Genomic DNA, 14,259 nt, shown 5'->3' on the forward strand with positions numbered 1-14,259 from the left:
CTTGCGCCAAGCGGCGGCGGCCACACCGTGGGCGACGAACGCCGCTACGACGCCACCACCGTGGCCGAGATCGCCGACCGTGCCGGGCTGACCAGGAGCACGTTCTTCCGGCACTTCGCCGACAAGCGGGAGGTACTGTTCGGTGGGCGGGACGGGATGGCCGAACGCTTCGCCGAGGCGATCCGGGCCGCTCCGCCCGGGACGACGACCGCCGGCTGCCTCGCCGCGGCGCTGGAGTCCTTCGCCTTCGCGTTCACCGCGGACCGCCATGATCTCGCCCGGCAGCGGCAGGCGGTGATCGCGGCCCACAGCGAGCTGCAGGAGCGCGAGCTGCTCAAGCAGGCCCGTCTCGCCTCCGCCATGGCCGAGGCCCCGCGCGCCCGCGGAGCCGACGACACCACCGCGCGCCTGGCCGCCGAGATGGGCGCCCTCGCGCTCGCCACCGCCTTCGCGCGCTGGGCGGAGCCCGGCAACCGGCAACCGTACACCGAGATCGCGCACGCGGCGCCGCGTGACCTGCGGGCCTGCGCGACAGCCCTCGGCGCGGACGCCGGCGTACCCGCCTGACCGCGGCAGGACGCCCGGGTCAGCTCAGCGAGCGGGCCAGATGGAGGGCCCCCGCGCGGATGCGCCGCTCGCCGAGCTCCGGGAGCAGCGCCGTCACGTGCACGGCCGACAGGGCGGCGAGCAGCGCGTGGGCGGAGTGGTCGGGGTCGGGGGTGCCGTCGAGCAGGATCGCCACGTGGCGGTGCCAGAACCGGTACGCCCCGATCCGGTATCGGGCGCCGGGCGCGCCGGTCTCCGACATGCGGATCACCGCCAGGTGCTCCAGCAGGTAGTCGAGGTAGGCGTCCATGAAGGCGGCCAGGCGCTCGGCGGGCGCGGCCCCGGGCCCCAGCGGCGGCGGCCCGTACAGGATCGCCTCCTGCAGCACCCGCTCCCGCGCGTCCAGCAGCGCCGCCGCCAGCCCCGACTTGTCGCCGAAGCGCCGGAACAGCGTGCCCTTGCCGACGCCGGCCGCCGTGGCGACCTGGTCCATGGACACCGCCTCGACCCCGTGCTCGGCGAACAGCCGGGCGGCGGCGTCCAGGACGGCGGCGCGGTTGCGGGAGGCGTCGGCCCGCTCCTTGGGCGGGCGGGTCAGCAGCAACTCCAGCGGTCTCGCCGAATCGGACTTTGGTCCGGTGTTGTCTCGCGCCATAGCCGGACTATAGTCCGTTTTCTCTCGAAGGTGAACCATCCGCCGGGGACTCACCCGCCCATCCGGCCGACCGCCTCGACGAGCCGGTGCAGCTCCTCCTCGGTGTTGTAGTAATGCACCGAGGCCCGGACCAGGTCGGGCAGGCCACGCGCGGGCAGGTCGTACCGGGCGTAGCGCCGCAGCGAGACCGACGTGTTGACGCCCATCCCGGCCAGCCGGCCGTGGACCTCGGCCGCCGGTCTTCCCTCCACCGTGAACGTGACGATGCCGCACCGCCGCACCCCCTGGTCGTGGACCCGCACGCCGGGCACCTCCCGCAGCGCGTCCCTGAGCCGCCCCGCCAGCGCGCCGACCCGCCGCTCGATGGCGGGCAGGCCCCACGACAGCGCATGGTCGACGGCGGCGCCCAGGCCGAGGACGGCGGCCACGTCGCGCTCCCATGTCTCGAACATCCGCGCCGTCTCCTCCACCTCGTACCGGTCGGGGTGGGTCCAGGTGGCGGCGTGCAGGTCGAGGACGGCGGGCGTGAGGCGCTCGCGCAGCCGGGGCCGGACGTAGAGCAGGCCGGTGCCCCGGGGGCCGCGCAGGTACTTGCGGCCGGGGGCGCTCAGGGCGTCGCAGCGCAGCCGTTCGACGTCGAGGTCGAGCTGCCCGGCCGACTGGCAGGCGTCCAGCAGGTACGGCACGCCGGCGGCCGCGGCGATCCGGCCCACCTCCTCGGCGGGGTTGACCAGGCCGCCCTGGGTGGGGACGTGCGTGATGGCGATGAGGCGCACCCGCTCGTCCAGGCGGCGCCGCAGGTCCTCGACGTCGAGCTGCCCGCTCGGGTCGTCGCCGACCACCTCGACGCGCGCCCCGGTCCGCTCGGCGACCTGGAGGAAGGCGATGACGTTGCTGGCGTACTCGGCCCGGCTGGTCAGAATGCGGTCGCCGGGGCCGAACGGCAGGGCGTAGAACACCGCCTGCCATCCGCGGGTGGCGTTGTCGGTCAGGGCGATGTCGTCGCTGTGCGCGTTCAGCAGGGTGGCGACGGACCCGCGGACCGCGTCGAGCCGCGGCGCGGCCTCGGCCGCCGCCCGGTAGCCGCCGCGCAGGGCCTCCTCGCGCAGGTGGGCGATCACCGTGTCGGTCACGATCGCGGGCGGGAGCGCGGCCCCCGCGTTGTCGAGGTGGGTCACCCGGGCGCACCCGGGAGTCTCCGCCCGCGCCCGTGCGACGTCCACATCTTGAATGCAGTTCATACAAACTGAATACAGAAATTCGTGACTGCATGCAATACGCTGGGGATGTGGCAGACAACGCGAGCCCCCTCCGCCGGGATCTGGCCGAGCAGATCACCGCGCGCGTCCTGGACGGCCGGCTCCCGGCGACCGCGCGGGTCAACGAGGTCCGCCTGGCCGCCGAGCTGGGCGTGAGCCGCACTCCCCTGCGGGAGGCGCTGGTGGAGCTCACCGACCGGGGCCTCCTGGTGGCCGAGCCCCGGCGCGGCTTCCGCGTGCCGCCCCTCGACCCGGATGAGGCCCGCAAGCTCTATCCGCTGGTGGGCGAGCTGGAGGCGCTCGCGCTGCGCTGGTCCCCGCCGCAGGCCCTCCTCGGCGTCACGGACCGGCTCGACCGGCTCAACGACGACATGCGCGCCGCCCTCGACACCGGCGGCGATCTGGCCGCGCTCGACGACGCCTGGCACGCGTTGCTGCTCTCGGCCTGCGCCAACGACCACCTGACACGGCTCATCGCCCAGACCAAGCCCCTGGTCAAGCGGTACGACGTGCTCTACTTCGGCGGCCAGGAAGGGGCGGAGCAGAGCCTCGCCGAGCATCGGCGCATCGTCGCCGCCATCCGCGACGACGACCTCGGGGAGGCCGCGCGCTGGCTCACCCGCAACTGGGTCAACGGAGCCGAGTACCTGGGCCGGCCCTCATGATCGCGGGCACCGACCTCGGCGGGCAGGTCGCCCTGGTCACCGGCGCGATCCCCCGGTGGACGGCGGCTGGACCGCCCACTGACCGGACCGCCCGCCGAGCGGCCTTGTCAGCGGGTGGTCATGGCCCCGTCCACGGCCATGGGCAGGCCGGTCACGAAGGAGGCGGCGTCGGAGCTGAGCCAGGCGATCGCCTCGCCGATCTCCGGAGGGTTGGCGTACCGCCCGAGCGGCTGGTAGGCGGCGGTCTGGTCCAGCGTCATGATCCCCTGCTGGATGAGGTCGTCCACCATCTGGGTGCGCACGGCGCCGGGACACACGGCGTTCACGCGGATTCCCGAGGTCGCGTACTCCAGGGCGGCCGCCTTGGTCAGCCCCACCACCCCGTGCTTGGCGGCGACGTACGGCGAGACGAAGGGCGCCTCGATGCCGACCAGGCCGGCCACCGAGGCCACGTTGACGATCGAGCCCGAGCCCTGCTCCAGCATCTGCGGAAGCTCGTGCTTCATGCACCACCAGACGCCCTTGAGGTTGACCCCGATCGAGGCGTCCCAGGCTTCCTCGCCCACCTCGTGCAGCCGGCCTTCGCCCGCCGTGTCCACGCCCGCGTTGTTGACCGCGCAGTCCAGGCGGCCGAACCGCTCGACCGTGAAGTCGACCATGGCCTTGACCGCGTCGGACCGCCGCACGTCCACCCACACGAAGGCCGCCTCGCCACCCGCCGCCTCGACCTCGGCGACCGTGCGCTTGCCGCCCTCCTCGTTGATGTCGGCGACCACCACCCTGGCTCCGTGCCGGGCGAACACCACCGCCGTGGCGGCTCCGATGCCCGATCCGGCGCCCGTGATCAGCGCCGCTTTGCCATCGAGTAGTGAACCTGCCATGGAGAGCCGACTCCCGTCGTGTGTCAAGGCGATAGGAAGTGGCACCGTACTGGAGGGTTGATCAACATGTCGAGTTTCGGGGAGGATCGGACGCGTTGCCGTCAGATGCTGTCTTATGACGCAGAGTAAAGTGCTGTAAGATCTTTTGTCGCTCGCCCAGCGATCAAGGTGATCGGCCGGAACAGGTCCGTCGTCGCGCGTTCGGCCCCGGTCGCGTCGCGTTCGCGATGACCGGGCTCCACTCGCCGACGAGGAGCTCATCGATGTCAGTACAGGTACACACACGCCACCGCGCGGCGCGCCTGCCGCTGGGGGAATCCCTGGTCGTCCTGGCGGCCACGGCCGTCATCACGGGGGCCGCGGCGTTGACGGCCGTGCTCACCGCCCCCCTCTCGGCCCGGACATTCCTGGCCTGGACCCTGGGCGTCGCGGCCGTCCTGGTGTGCGGTGCGGTCACGTCCGCGACGTACGGCAGCCAGCAGATCCGGCTGCTGCGCAGCCGGCTCGCCGCGGGCGACGCGGAGCTCATCCGGATGGCCACGGAGACGATGCCCGGAACGGTGGCGCGGATCAGGGAGGGGATGTCGGCGGAGTCCGTGCTCGCGGGCACTCCCCGGCCGGCGAGCACCGCCCAGCAGCACCTCCTGTACGTCTTCGTCAACGAGGTCAGCCGGGAGCAGCGGGTACGTGCCGCCACGACGGCCGCGTGCGCCAGTGCCGCCGGGCGGGTGCAGGCCCTGGCCACCAGCATGCTGGCCGACCTGCGCGAGATGGAGGACCGGCACGACCGGATCACCCTCGGCGACCTGCTGAAGCTGGACCACACCACCGCGCAGGCCGGCCGGCTCGCCGACAGCATCGCCCTGCTGACCGGGGCGAGGTCGGGGCGGCGCTGGACCAAGCCGATCGTGATGGAGAGCATCCTGCGCGGGGCGATCGGCAGGATCAGCGCCTACCAGCGGGTCCGGGTGCACTCGGTCAGCACCGTCGCGATCGCGGGGCACGCCGCGGAAGGTGTCATGCACGCCCTCGCCGAGCTGATGGACAACGCCACCAGCTTCTCCCCGCCCACCGAAGAGGTCCACGTGTACGTGGAGGAGGTGAGCACCGGGATCGTGATCACGATCGAGGACTGCGGCCTGGTGATGAGCCCCGCCGCGCTGGCCCGGGCGGAGCGCGCCGTGTCCGCCGAGCCGCTGGACTTCACGACGCTGTCCGGCTCCCGGCTCGGGCTGGCGGTCGTCGGCTGTCTGGCCCGCAAGCACGGTCTGACCGTGTCCTTCCGCCCGTCCTCGCGCGGCGGCACCGGCGTGGTGGTCATGATCCCGCAGCAGCTCATCAGCCACAACATTCCGGCCCCGCAGGTGACGCACTCCCCCGCGGCGGCCCCGCACAGCCGGCAGGCCGCGCCGCCGGCGGCCCCCGAACAGGACGCGGAGCTGCACGGGCTGCCGCGACGCCGCCGGGGGCAGACGCTCGCGGCCGCCACACCCACATCGCCGGCGCCGGCCGCCGGCCCCGAGACCCGGCCCACGCGGCCACCTTCCGACGCCGCAGCCAAGTTCGCGGCCTTCCACCAGGCGAGCAGGGCACGACAGATTGGAGAGGACGGACCTCGATGAGAAGCTCAGATCAGGAACTCGGCTGGCTGCTGGAGAACCTCCTGGAGAGGACCCCGCAGACCCGCTACGCGCTGGTGCTGTCGAGAGACGGCCTGCGCCTCTCGCACACCGCCGCGCTCACCGTGGACCGCGCCGACCAACTCGCCGCGATCGCCTCCGGTATCCAGAGCCTGTCATACGGCGCGTCCATCGAGTTCGGCGACGGCACGGGCGGGCTGCGGCAGTCCATGACCGAGTTCCACGGCGGGTTGCTGTTCATCGTGGAGGCGGGCGAGGGCGCGCACCTCGCCGTGGTGGCCGGCGACGACGCCGATCCCGGGGTCATCGGCCACAACATGAACGAGCTGGTGGAGCAGATCGGCGAATACCTGACCGCGCCACCCCGCGCACCGCAGCAGAGCAGCCGGCTCTGATGTCGCCGCGCCTGGAGGACGAGAATCCGGACCGCCTCTACATGGTGACCGGCGGGCGCAGCAGCGTGACGGACGACGCCTTCGACATGGTCACGCTGATCGTGAGCGAGTGCGATCCCACTCCGGGCATGCAGTCCGAGCATGCCCGCATTCTCCGGCTCTGCAGGAGCCCGACGGCGGTCGTGGAGATCGCGGCGGAGTTGCGGCTGCCGGTCAGCGTTGTGTGCATCCTGCTGTGCGACCTGCTGGACACGGGACGCATCACCGCCAGGAACCCGCGTCCGGCGCCTGCCGCGACGCGTCTGCCCGATCCCGACATGCTGAAGCAGGTACTCGTTGGACTCCAGAACCTCTGAACCGGTCGCGCGCACCCCGTTGCCGAGCTCCGCGACCACCGGACTCAAGATCGTGATCGTCGGCGGCTTCGGCGTGGGTAAGACGACCCTGGTCAGATCGGTCAGCGAGATCCGTCCGCTGAGCACCGAGGAGACCATGACGCGGGCGGGGATCGGGGTGGACGACGCGCGCGGGGTGGAGGCGAAGTCCACCACCACGGTGGCGTTCGACTTCGGCCGGATCAGCCTGAACGCCGAGCTGGTGCTCTACCTGTTCGGCGCGCCGGGTCAGGAGCGGTTCTGGTTCCTGTGGGACCGCCTGTTCACCGGGACGCTGGGCGCCGTCGTGCTGGTGGACACGCGCCGCCTGGCCGACTCGTGGTACGCCATCGACCGGCTCGAACACCACGGCATGCCGTTCATCGTGGCCCACAACCAGTTCGGCGAGTCCACCCACACGCTCGACCAGATCCGTGACGCGCTCGACCTCTCCGGCGACGTGCCGCTGATCGCGTGCGACGCGCGGCAGCGGGAGTCCAGCAAGGCAGTGCTGATCACGCTGGTCAACCACCTCTATGCTCTGTCCTCCGCCCGGCAGGTGACCTCATGACCGACGCCACGCATCCCTCCGAACCCGTCCAGTGGTTCGCCGCCCCTCCCGCAGCCCCCGAGCCGAGCGCGTTCGAGGGCGCCTTCCCCATGTACGGCAGGGCGTACCACCAGAATCCCGCCCGCGCCTTCGAGGAGATGCGCAAGCAGGGCCCCGTGGTCCCGATCCTGCTGGAGGGCGACGTACCCGGCTGGCTGGTGCTCGGCTACCGCGAGCTGCGGTACGTGCTCAGCAATCCCAAGCTGTTCGTCCGCGACTCGCGCCACTGGAACCAGTGGAAGAACATCCCGCCCGACTGGCCCCTCAACGCGTACGTCGCCTACCAGCCGTCCATGCTGTTCGAGGTGGGCGCGGCGCACGAGCGCCGGGCGGGCGCGGTCAGCGACGCGCTCGCCGCGGCCGACCAGTTCGAGCTGCGGGCGCGCTGTGAGCGGGTCGCCGAGGGACTGATCAACACCTTCATCGGCTCCGGCCGGGCGGACCTGATGGCGCAGTACGCCAACCCGATCCCGCTGCTCGTCCTCGCCTCGATGCTCGGCCTGCCGGACCCGGACACCCGCGCGCTGGTCGGCGAGGTGGCCACGACCCTGAACGGCGGGCCGGCCGCGATGGAGGCGTACCAGCGGGTGCAGGCCGTCATGAGCCGGCTGCTGGAGACGAAACGGCAGTACCCGGGGCCCGACATGCCCTCCCGGCTGCTCGCCCACCCCGCCGGGCTCACCGACGAGGAGCTCACCCAGGACCTGCTCCTGACCCTGACCGCGGCCCACGACCCGACGGCCACCTGGATCGGCAACACCATCCAGCTCATGCTGACGGACGACCGGTTCGCCATGACGCTGTCGGGCGGCCGGCGCAGCATCGGCCAGGCGCTGAACGAGGTGCTGTGGAAGGAGGCGCCCGGGCAGATCGCCATCGGACGGTGGCCGGTCATGGACACCCAGCTCAGCGGCCGCCGCATCAAGGCCGGTGACCTCCTCGTCTGCGGCCTGGCCGCCGCCAACCTCGACCCGCAGGTCCGCCCCGACCTCTACGGCGACTCCGTGAGCAATCACGCGCACATGTCGTTCGGGTACGGCGCGCACGGCTGCCCGCACCCCGCGCCGGAGCTCGCGGAGGTCATCGCGCACATCGCGGTGGAGATGCTGCTCGACCGGCTGCCCGACGTGGTGCTGGCGGTGCCGCCGGAGGCGCTGGAATGGCGGTCGTCGATCCAGATGCGCAGCCTGGAGTCGCTGCCGGTCGAGTTCACGCCCGGCTATCCGATGTGATCACAGGACCGCGGCGGTGCCGGGGTGCCATCCGGCCCTCTCGCGCCGCCGCGGTCCGCGGTGAAATCGGAATGGGGCAACGTCCACGCGTTTTCATACCCTCGCCGGACCTCCACATTTTCGCCATAATTTGGCCATAAATTCGGCATAAGCCACCAGACAGGCCTCGCGACCTGTGCAAAAAAAAGATGGGTGAATCGCAGCGGAGACGCAGTCCATACGCGATTTGAGCACCCTTCACCTAAATTGTCCATATCTTGTCAACAGGTTTATCAGCACTTACTCTCCAGGTGATCAGATCACTTTCTCGCTTCACCTGGAGGCACCACTTGCGCCGATTACCACTCGCCGTCGCCGTCGGGGCCATGCTCCTTCCCTTCCTCGCCCCGGAAGCCTCCGCCGCCGCGCTGACCGATCCGCCGCCGGCAGACGTTCAGGAGATCGGCCCCGGCCAGTACTCCTCCGACACCAAGACCTTCAAGCTCACCGAGCTGGACGTGTCCGCGGGGGCGATCAGCCGTAAGCACGGCGTGGCCCTGACCGCCGGCGATCTGGCCCGGCCGCAGTCCGCCCCGGCCACCCGCCCCGAGCTGGGCGTCTTCGGGCCGAGCTGGCAGGCCGAGTTCGCCGGCGGCCAGATCAACCGGAAACTGGAGAACCAGAACGGCACCCTCGTCGTCACGGAGCTCGAGGGCGGGACGTCGACCCGCTACCCCCTGAAGAGCAGCGTCTCCTTCCCCGACGGCGGCGGCATCCAGACGTACCAGGCCGACAACGGATCGAAGATCACCGAAACCACCAAGTGGGACGCGGCCATCGGAGCGATGCGTACCACGACGACCGAGACGATCCTGACGGATCCGGGCCCCGTGGAGGCGGACGACGACACCTTCGTCACCCCCGACGGCGCCCCGATCAGCAACGGTGACCTCCAGCTCACCTACACGTGGGCCCGGCCGGCCGGAGCGCCGAGCGCCGACCCCTGGCGGGTGGTCGACGTGGGCAGCGCCGCCTTCGGCAAGTCCACGATCACCTACGACACCCAGGGCCGCGTCAGCACCGTGAAGGAGCCGGCCGGCGCCGCGGAGCCCGCGTCCGTCACCAGGTTCACCTACGCCACGGCGACCACGGCCACCGGCACCTCCAACGGCGACTACGCGGGCCGGCTCAAGGAGGTCTCGGTCACCTACGGGACCGAGACACCGCAGACCGAGGCGAGCTACGCCTACGACCTGAACGGCATGCTGCGCACCGTGAGCGATCCCAGCGTCGGCGCCGTCCAGGGGACCTACGCCTACGACACGGTGGGACGCCTGTCGTCGATCGAGTCGGTCACCAACGGCGGGTGGCAGCTCACCTTCCCCGCGGGTGTCGCGGCTCCCCAGGTGACCCTCACCAGCACCGACCTGCCGGCCAACGGCGGGACGACCGAGGGCGCGGCCGGACTCGACGACCCCAACGCCACCGAGCCGCCCGCCAGCGACTTCCTGCCGGACGGCGTGGATCCCCCGCAGTCCTACCCGAAGAAGTGCAACACGGCCGTCACCTGGATGTGGTACACGAAGTCGGGCTGCTCGGCCTGGGCGTTCCACGGCGGCAAATGGCGGAAGCCCGACTGGAAGCGGACCGCCAGCGGCTTCAAGGTCAGGGGCATCGTCTACGACCACTGCACGAGCTCTCCGGACAAGCCGCACAATTTCGATATGCGGCCGGCCTGCGACTCCCACGACTACGGGTACGGCCTGATAGCCAACCGGAAGAAGCACTACAAGTACTACCTCGACAACACCCGCACGCGAAAGCTCGACGTGGACAACCGGTTCTACATCACGATGCGCGACAAGGTGTGCGGCGGCTACTTCATCCTGTTCCGGCCCGACTGCAGGGCATGGGCATGGACCTATTACAAGTTCGTCAAAAGGTACGGCAACCCCTGAAAACGGCGCGAGCCCGACGTGACACCTGAGCTCTGACCTGTTCGGGGATTTCCCCTCGGCCGGGCGGCGGTTTCGGCCGCCGTCCGGCCACCCCCCATGCCGACGTAGCCACCCTGCACCTTCTTCCTGTAAAGCGCGGTACGTCATGAGATCAAGACTCTTATCCTGTGTCATCACAGCGCTGGTGACCACGGCGATCGCAACCGGGCCGGCCCACGCGGCACCGGCCTCTCCCACGACTCCCGCAGCGGCCGATTCGACCGCACAGCAGGCCACTTCCGCGGCCCCCTGGATCGAGCCCCGGCTGAGCGAGCGGGCGGCCGCCGCGGGCAAGATCAGAGTGAACGTCGTCAGCAAGACCCGCGCCGACCTGCCGGACGCGGCCGCCAGCGGCCAGGTGGTCCAGCAACTGTCCCGCTTCCCCGTGGTCACCCTGCACGTCGACCAGGCCGGGCTGGACCGCCTGGCCAAGCTGCCCAGCGTGGTCAGCGTGAGCGAGGACCGGCCGGTGCCGCCGGTGCTGGCCGAGAGCGTCCCGCTGATCGGCGCGGACAGGACCAGGGCCGCGGGCAAGACGGGGGCCGGCAGCGTGGTGGCCGTGCTGGACACCGGCGTCGCGGTCAACCACCCCTTCCTCAAGGACCGGGTGCTGGAGGAGGCCTGCTTCTCCCCCATCGACGCCGACTACTCCTCCACCAGCCTGTGCCCGGACGGCACCGCCCAGCAGGAAGGGCCCGGCGCCGCCGACACCGACCAGGGCCCCTGCGCCGACCCCGCGCTGGACTGCGACCACGGCACCCACGTGGCCGGCATCGCGGTCGGCGACGGCCAGGGCGTGACCGGCGCCCCGCCGGCCGGCGTCGCGCCCGGCGCCGAGGTCGTCGCCATCCAGGTGTTCAGCAAGTTCGCCTCCGAGGACCTGTGCGGAGCGGGCGCCGCCCCGTGCGTGCTCAGCTTCACCAGCGCCCAGCTCGCCGGCCTGGAGAAAGTGCTGGAGCTGAAGGACGAGGGGGTGCCGCTGGTGGCCGCCAACCTCAGCCTGGGCGGCGGCCAGTACACCGCCGCCTGCGACGGCGACCCGCGCAAGACCGCCATCGACAGCCTGCGCACCGCCGGCGTGGCCACCGTGGTCGCGGCCGGCAACGACGGCTACGGCGCCGCCGTGGCCGCCCCCGCCTGCGTGTCCTCGGCCATCACCGTCGGCGCCACCACCGACCAGGACGGCGTGGCCGCCTTCAGCAACCGCGGCGCGCTGCTGGACCTCTTCGCCCCCGGCGTGTCCATCGTCTCGTCCGTTCCCGGCGGCAGATGGGCCTCCTTGAACGGCACCTCGATGGCCGCCCCGCACGTCACCGGCGCCCTGGCCGTGCTGCGCCAGGCGATGCCCGACGCCTCGCTGGCCCAGCTCGAGACCGCCCTGAAGACGACCGGCAAAGGCATCCCCTACAACGGTGTGACCACCCCCCGGATCCAGGTCGACGCCGCCGTACTGGGGAAGTCCCCCGACCCCGGCGCCTGGCCCGTCCCGTACTTCGAGAACATGAAGGACACCGCGATCCCCGACCACGGCACCGTGACGTCCAACATCGCGGTCACCGGCCTGCTCGGCAGCGCGCCCGCCACCACCGAGGTGTACGTCGACATCCACCACACCTGGCGCGGCGAGCTGAAGATCGATTTGATCGCCCCGGACGGCAAGGTCTACCCGCTGCAGGCCAACGACCCCAACGACAGCGCCGACATCCTGCACGAGACCTACCAGGTCAACGCCAGCGCGTCCCCGGCCAACGGCACCTGGAAACTACGCGTGCAGGACGTCGAATACCTCGACACCGGCAAAATCGACGGCTGGTCGATCCGCCTGCCGTGCTTCGGCAACTGGGACGACACCGCCATCCCCGATCCTGGCGCCGCCGAATCCGGCATCGTCCTGGCGTGGATCAACGGCAACGCCCCCACCCGCGCCCGGGTCCACGTCGAGATCCAGCACACCTGGCGCGGTGACCTGAAGATCGACCTGATCGCCCCGGACGGCAAGGTCTACCCGTTGCGGGCCCCGGACGCCAAGGACGGCACCGACAACATCGACGAGAGCTACTGGGTGAACGCCAGCGCCTCACCGGCCAACGGCACCTGGAGACTCAAAGCGGAAGACCTCGCCAAGGGCGACAAGGGCTACATCAACGGCTGGACCCTGACGCTGTAGAGGCACCTGCCGGACGGCTGCCCGCACACCTGTCGCGGGCAGCCGGTCCGGCTCTCCTCGATGCCCGCGGACCCGACGACCGGCGTGACCCGCCGCCGGTCGTCGCCCTGCTAGGCCGGGGACAGGAAGTCACGCACGAGCCGGTCGTAGCGGGCGCGATCCACATTCCACGCCTCGGTGTGGCCGCCCTGCGCGAACGGCTCGAACTGAATCCGCCAGCCCAGGCGCGTGCCCGCGGCGACGAGGTCGCGCGCCTCCTGGATCGGGTGCTCGGTGTCGGGCACGGTGTGAATCAGGAGGAGGGGCGGCCTGATCTTCGGCGGATGGCGGATCAGGCTGAGCTTGTCCGGGTCGACCCCGGTGCGCCACTCGATGACCTGGTTCGACAGCCCGGCCACGAAGACGGGCAGATGGAAGTTCTTGGCGCCCTGTTCCCCGGTCATCCGTACGTCGATCATGGGGGCGTCCATGACCACCCGGTCGACCAGGTTCGCGAGCGGTGATCTGCCCAGGAACTGCCCGACGATCTGGCCGCCCATCGAGCTGCCGTACAGGATGAACCGCCGTGCCCCCATCGTCTGTGCCTGGCGCAGGGCGGCCTCCAGGTCGCGCCACTCGGAGTCGCCCAGGTGCAGCAGCCCGTCGGGCGAGGGCGGCGCCCCTTCGTCGTTGCGGTAGCTGATGTCCATGAAGGGCAGCCCGAGCCGGTGCACGACGGGCAGGACCTTCAGCTCCGCCTTGCGCCGCCCGTTCTGCCCGTGAACGGCGACGACCCACGTGGCGCCCTTGCCGGGCACGTACCAGGCCGGCGCGGGCCCGAGCTCGGTGGGCACCATGATCTCGGTGTGGTCGATGCCCCAGGCGACCCGGGGATCGCCGGGAGGCACGTTGCCGAACCAGCCGGGAGTGCCCACGGACGGGATCGGGCCGCGCAGCACCTTGCGCGTCACCCGGCCGGGCGCCCGGGACACGACGTCGCCGAGCATCGAGAACGCGCCGCTCCACTCCAGCCAGTACGTGCCGGGCTTGCCGGACTCCGGCGTCTGCTCCAGCGTCACCAGATCGCCCTGCACGGTGAGCACCCTGGTGTTGCTCGTGCCGTAGTGCACGACCCTGATCCCCTGCTCACTGCCGTACCAGGCCCCGAACCCCGTCGCCGCGACCAGGATGACGAGGACCGCCGCGCCCGCGCCCCACGCCCACCGCTTCCGGCGGGGCCGCCGCTCACTCCCGGATGCCATCGAAGATCCTCCTCGCCGTGCGCTCGCACAGCCTGCGGAAGCCGTCTTCGTCCAAGCCGATGCGGCCACCGAGGTAGAGCTGCAGGAGCCCTTGGACGGACGAGGTCAGCGTCAGCGTGACCTCCAGCGGATGGTCCTTGCGCACCACCCCTTCGCGCATGCCGTCCTCGACCAGCACGACGAGCATGGTGAACACCGGCGACGCGCCGCCTTGGAAGTCGTCGGGGAAGCGCCGGGCCCGCTCGCGGCGATCGGTCATGAGGAACCTGTACAGATGCGGCCTGCCCAGGCCGAAGTCGAGAAAATCTTCCATGAGGCCGAGCGCCCGGTCCTCCCAGGACCCGTCCTGCGCCCGGACTCCCCACCCCTCGGCCAGCTCGCGGAAAGCCCGGTCGGCCACCGCATCCAGGAGCGCCTGACGACTCGGGTAGTGCTTGTAGGCCGCCATCGCGGACACGCCGGCCATGTCAGCCACCCGCCGCATGGTCACGGCCTCGGCACCCTCGCTCACGAGAATGGTCTGCGCGGCGTCGGCGATCTTCTCGGCAGTGCTCGGACTCACGGTGTACACAGTAAACCAATCGGGTGTACGCCGTAAACCCCAATGTTCACTACGGC

The 14,259-nt window shown here is 71.1% G+C and carries 14 protein-coding genes; 9 read left to right on the forward strand and 5 right to left on the reverse strand.

Going from position 1 to position 14,259, the window contains the following annotated elements:
* Positions 1-27: 27 nt before the first annotated feature.
* Positions 28-567 carry a helix-turn-helix domain-containing protein gene (locus AB0H64_RS11915; protein ID WP_357623042.1) on the forward strand — a complete coding sequence of 180 codons (540 nt, stop codon included), beginning with the start codon at positions 28-30 and terminating at the stop codon, positions 565-567.
* A 19-nt stretch (positions 568-586) separates the two neighbouring features.
* Here AB0H64_RS11915 and AB0H64_RS11920 read toward each other — a convergent pair whose 3' ends face one another.
* Together AB0H64_RS11920 and AB0H64_RS11925 are read right to left on the reverse strand one after the other, a co-directional pair.
* Positions 587-1,201: a helix-turn-helix domain-containing protein gene (locus AB0H64_RS11920; RefSeq protein ID WP_357623044.1), complete on the reverse strand. Its 615-nt coding sequence runs from the start codon at positions 1,199-1,201 to the stop codon at positions 587-589.
* A gap of 50 nt (positions 1,202-1,251) precedes the next feature.
* The gene (locus AB0H64_RS11925) at positions 1,252-2,442 is read right to left on the reverse strand and encodes an aminotransferase class V-fold PLP-dependent enzyme (protein ID WP_357623046.1); all 1,191 of its coding nucleotides are present in this window, start codon (positions 2,440-2,442) and stop codon (positions 1,252-1,254) included.
* A gap of 47 nt (positions 2,443-2,489) precedes the next feature.
* On the opposite strand from AB0H64_RS11925, the gene AB0H64_RS11930 reads away from it, so the two are divergent.
* Positions 2,490-3,125: a GntR family transcriptional regulator gene (locus AB0H64_RS11930; RefSeq protein ID WP_357623047.1), complete on the forward strand. Its 636-nt coding sequence runs from the start codon at positions 2,490-2,492 to the stop codon at positions 3,123-3,125.
* A gap of 107 nt (positions 3,126-3,232) precedes the next feature.
* On the opposite strand, the gene AB0H64_RS11935 is transcribed toward AB0H64_RS11930, so the two are convergent.
* The gene (locus AB0H64_RS11935; protein ID WP_357623049.1) at positions 3,233-4,006 is read right to left on the reverse strand and encodes a glucose 1-dehydrogenase; all 774 of its coding nucleotides are present in this window, start codon (positions 4,004-4,006) and stop codon (positions 3,233-3,235) included.
* Positions 4,007-4,269: 263 nt separating this feature from the next.
* Between AB0H64_RS11935 and AB0H64_RS11940 the strand changes: the two genes are divergently transcribed.
* The 7 genes from AB0H64_RS11940 to AB0H64_RS11970 all read left to right on the forward strand — a co-directional run bounded on the left by AB0H64_RS11940 (position 4,270) and on the right by AB0H64_RS11970 (position 12,400).
* Positions 4,270-5,628, forward strand: a complete 1,359-nt coding sequence (locus tag AB0H64_RS11940) for an ATP-binding protein (protein ID WP_357623051.1) — start codon at positions 4,270-4,272, stop codon at positions 5,626-5,628.
* On the forward strand, positions 5,625-6,041 hold the full coding sequence (locus AB0H64_RS11945) for a roadblock/LC7 domain-containing protein (protein ID WP_355443123.1): 417 nt from the start codon (positions 5,625-5,627) through the stop codon (positions 6,039-6,041). The genes AB0H64_RS11940 and AB0H64_RS11945 overlap by 4 nt, the downstream gene beginning before the upstream one ends.
* Positions 6,041-6,397 carry a DUF742 domain-containing protein gene (locus AB0H64_RS11950; RefSeq protein ID WP_310717109.1) on the forward strand — a complete coding sequence of 119 codons (357 nt, stop codon included), beginning with the start codon at positions 6,041-6,043 and terminating at the stop codon, positions 6,395-6,397. Before AB0H64_RS11945 ends, AB0H64_RS11950 begins: the two co-directional genes overlap by 1 nt.
* Positions 6,378-6,986 carry an ATP/GTP-binding protein gene (locus tag AB0H64_RS11955; RefSeq protein WP_357623054.1) on the forward strand — a complete coding sequence of 203 codons (609 nt, stop codon included), beginning with the start codon at positions 6,378-6,380 and terminating at the stop codon, positions 6,984-6,986. Before AB0H64_RS11950 ends, AB0H64_RS11955 begins: the two co-directional genes overlap by 20 nt.
* Positions 6,983-8,257, forward strand: a complete 1,275-nt coding sequence (locus AB0H64_RS11960; RefSeq protein WP_357623056.1) for a cytochrome P450 — start codon at positions 6,983-6,985, stop codon at positions 8,255-8,257. Before AB0H64_RS11955 ends, AB0H64_RS11960 begins: the two co-directional genes overlap by 4 nt.
* 329 nt (positions 8,258-8,586) lie before the next feature.
* Positions 8,587-10,194 carry a phospholipase A2 gene (locus AB0H64_RS11965; RefSeq protein WP_357623058.1) on the forward strand — a complete coding sequence of 536 codons (1,608 nt, stop codon included), beginning with the start codon at positions 8,587-8,589 and terminating at the stop codon, positions 10,192-10,194.
* A 184-nt stretch (positions 10,195-10,378) separates the two neighbouring features.
* Entirely contained in the window at positions 10,379-12,400 is a 2,022-nt protein-coding gene (locus AB0H64_RS11970; protein WP_357623060.1) for a S8 family serine peptidase, read from the forward strand.
* 110 nt (positions 12,401-12,510) lie between these two features.
* Here AB0H64_RS11970 and AB0H64_RS11975 read toward each other — a convergent pair whose 3' ends face one another.
* Together AB0H64_RS11975 and AB0H64_RS11980 are read right to left on the reverse strand one after the other, a co-directional pair.
* A complete protein-coding gene (locus AB0H64_RS11975; RefSeq protein WP_357623062.1) occupies positions 12,511-13,641 on the reverse strand; it encodes a prolyl oligopeptidase family serine peptidase in 1,131 nt (376 codons plus the stop codon).
* Positions 13,625-14,203 carry a TetR/AcrR family transcriptional regulator gene (locus tag AB0H64_RS11980; RefSeq protein ID WP_357623063.1) on the reverse strand — a complete coding sequence of 193 codons (579 nt, stop codon included), beginning with the start codon at positions 14,201-14,203 and terminating at the stop codon, positions 13,625-13,627. Before AB0H64_RS11980 ends, AB0H64_RS11975 begins: the two co-directional genes overlap by 17 nt.
* Between the last annotated feature and the right edge of the window lie 56 nt (positions 14,204-14,259).

The sequence above is a fragment of the Nonomuraea sp. NPDC050733 genome (genome assembly GCF_040654215.1).
GTDB lineage: Bacteria > Actinomycetota > Actinomycetes > Streptosporangiales > Streptosporangiaceae > Nonomuraea.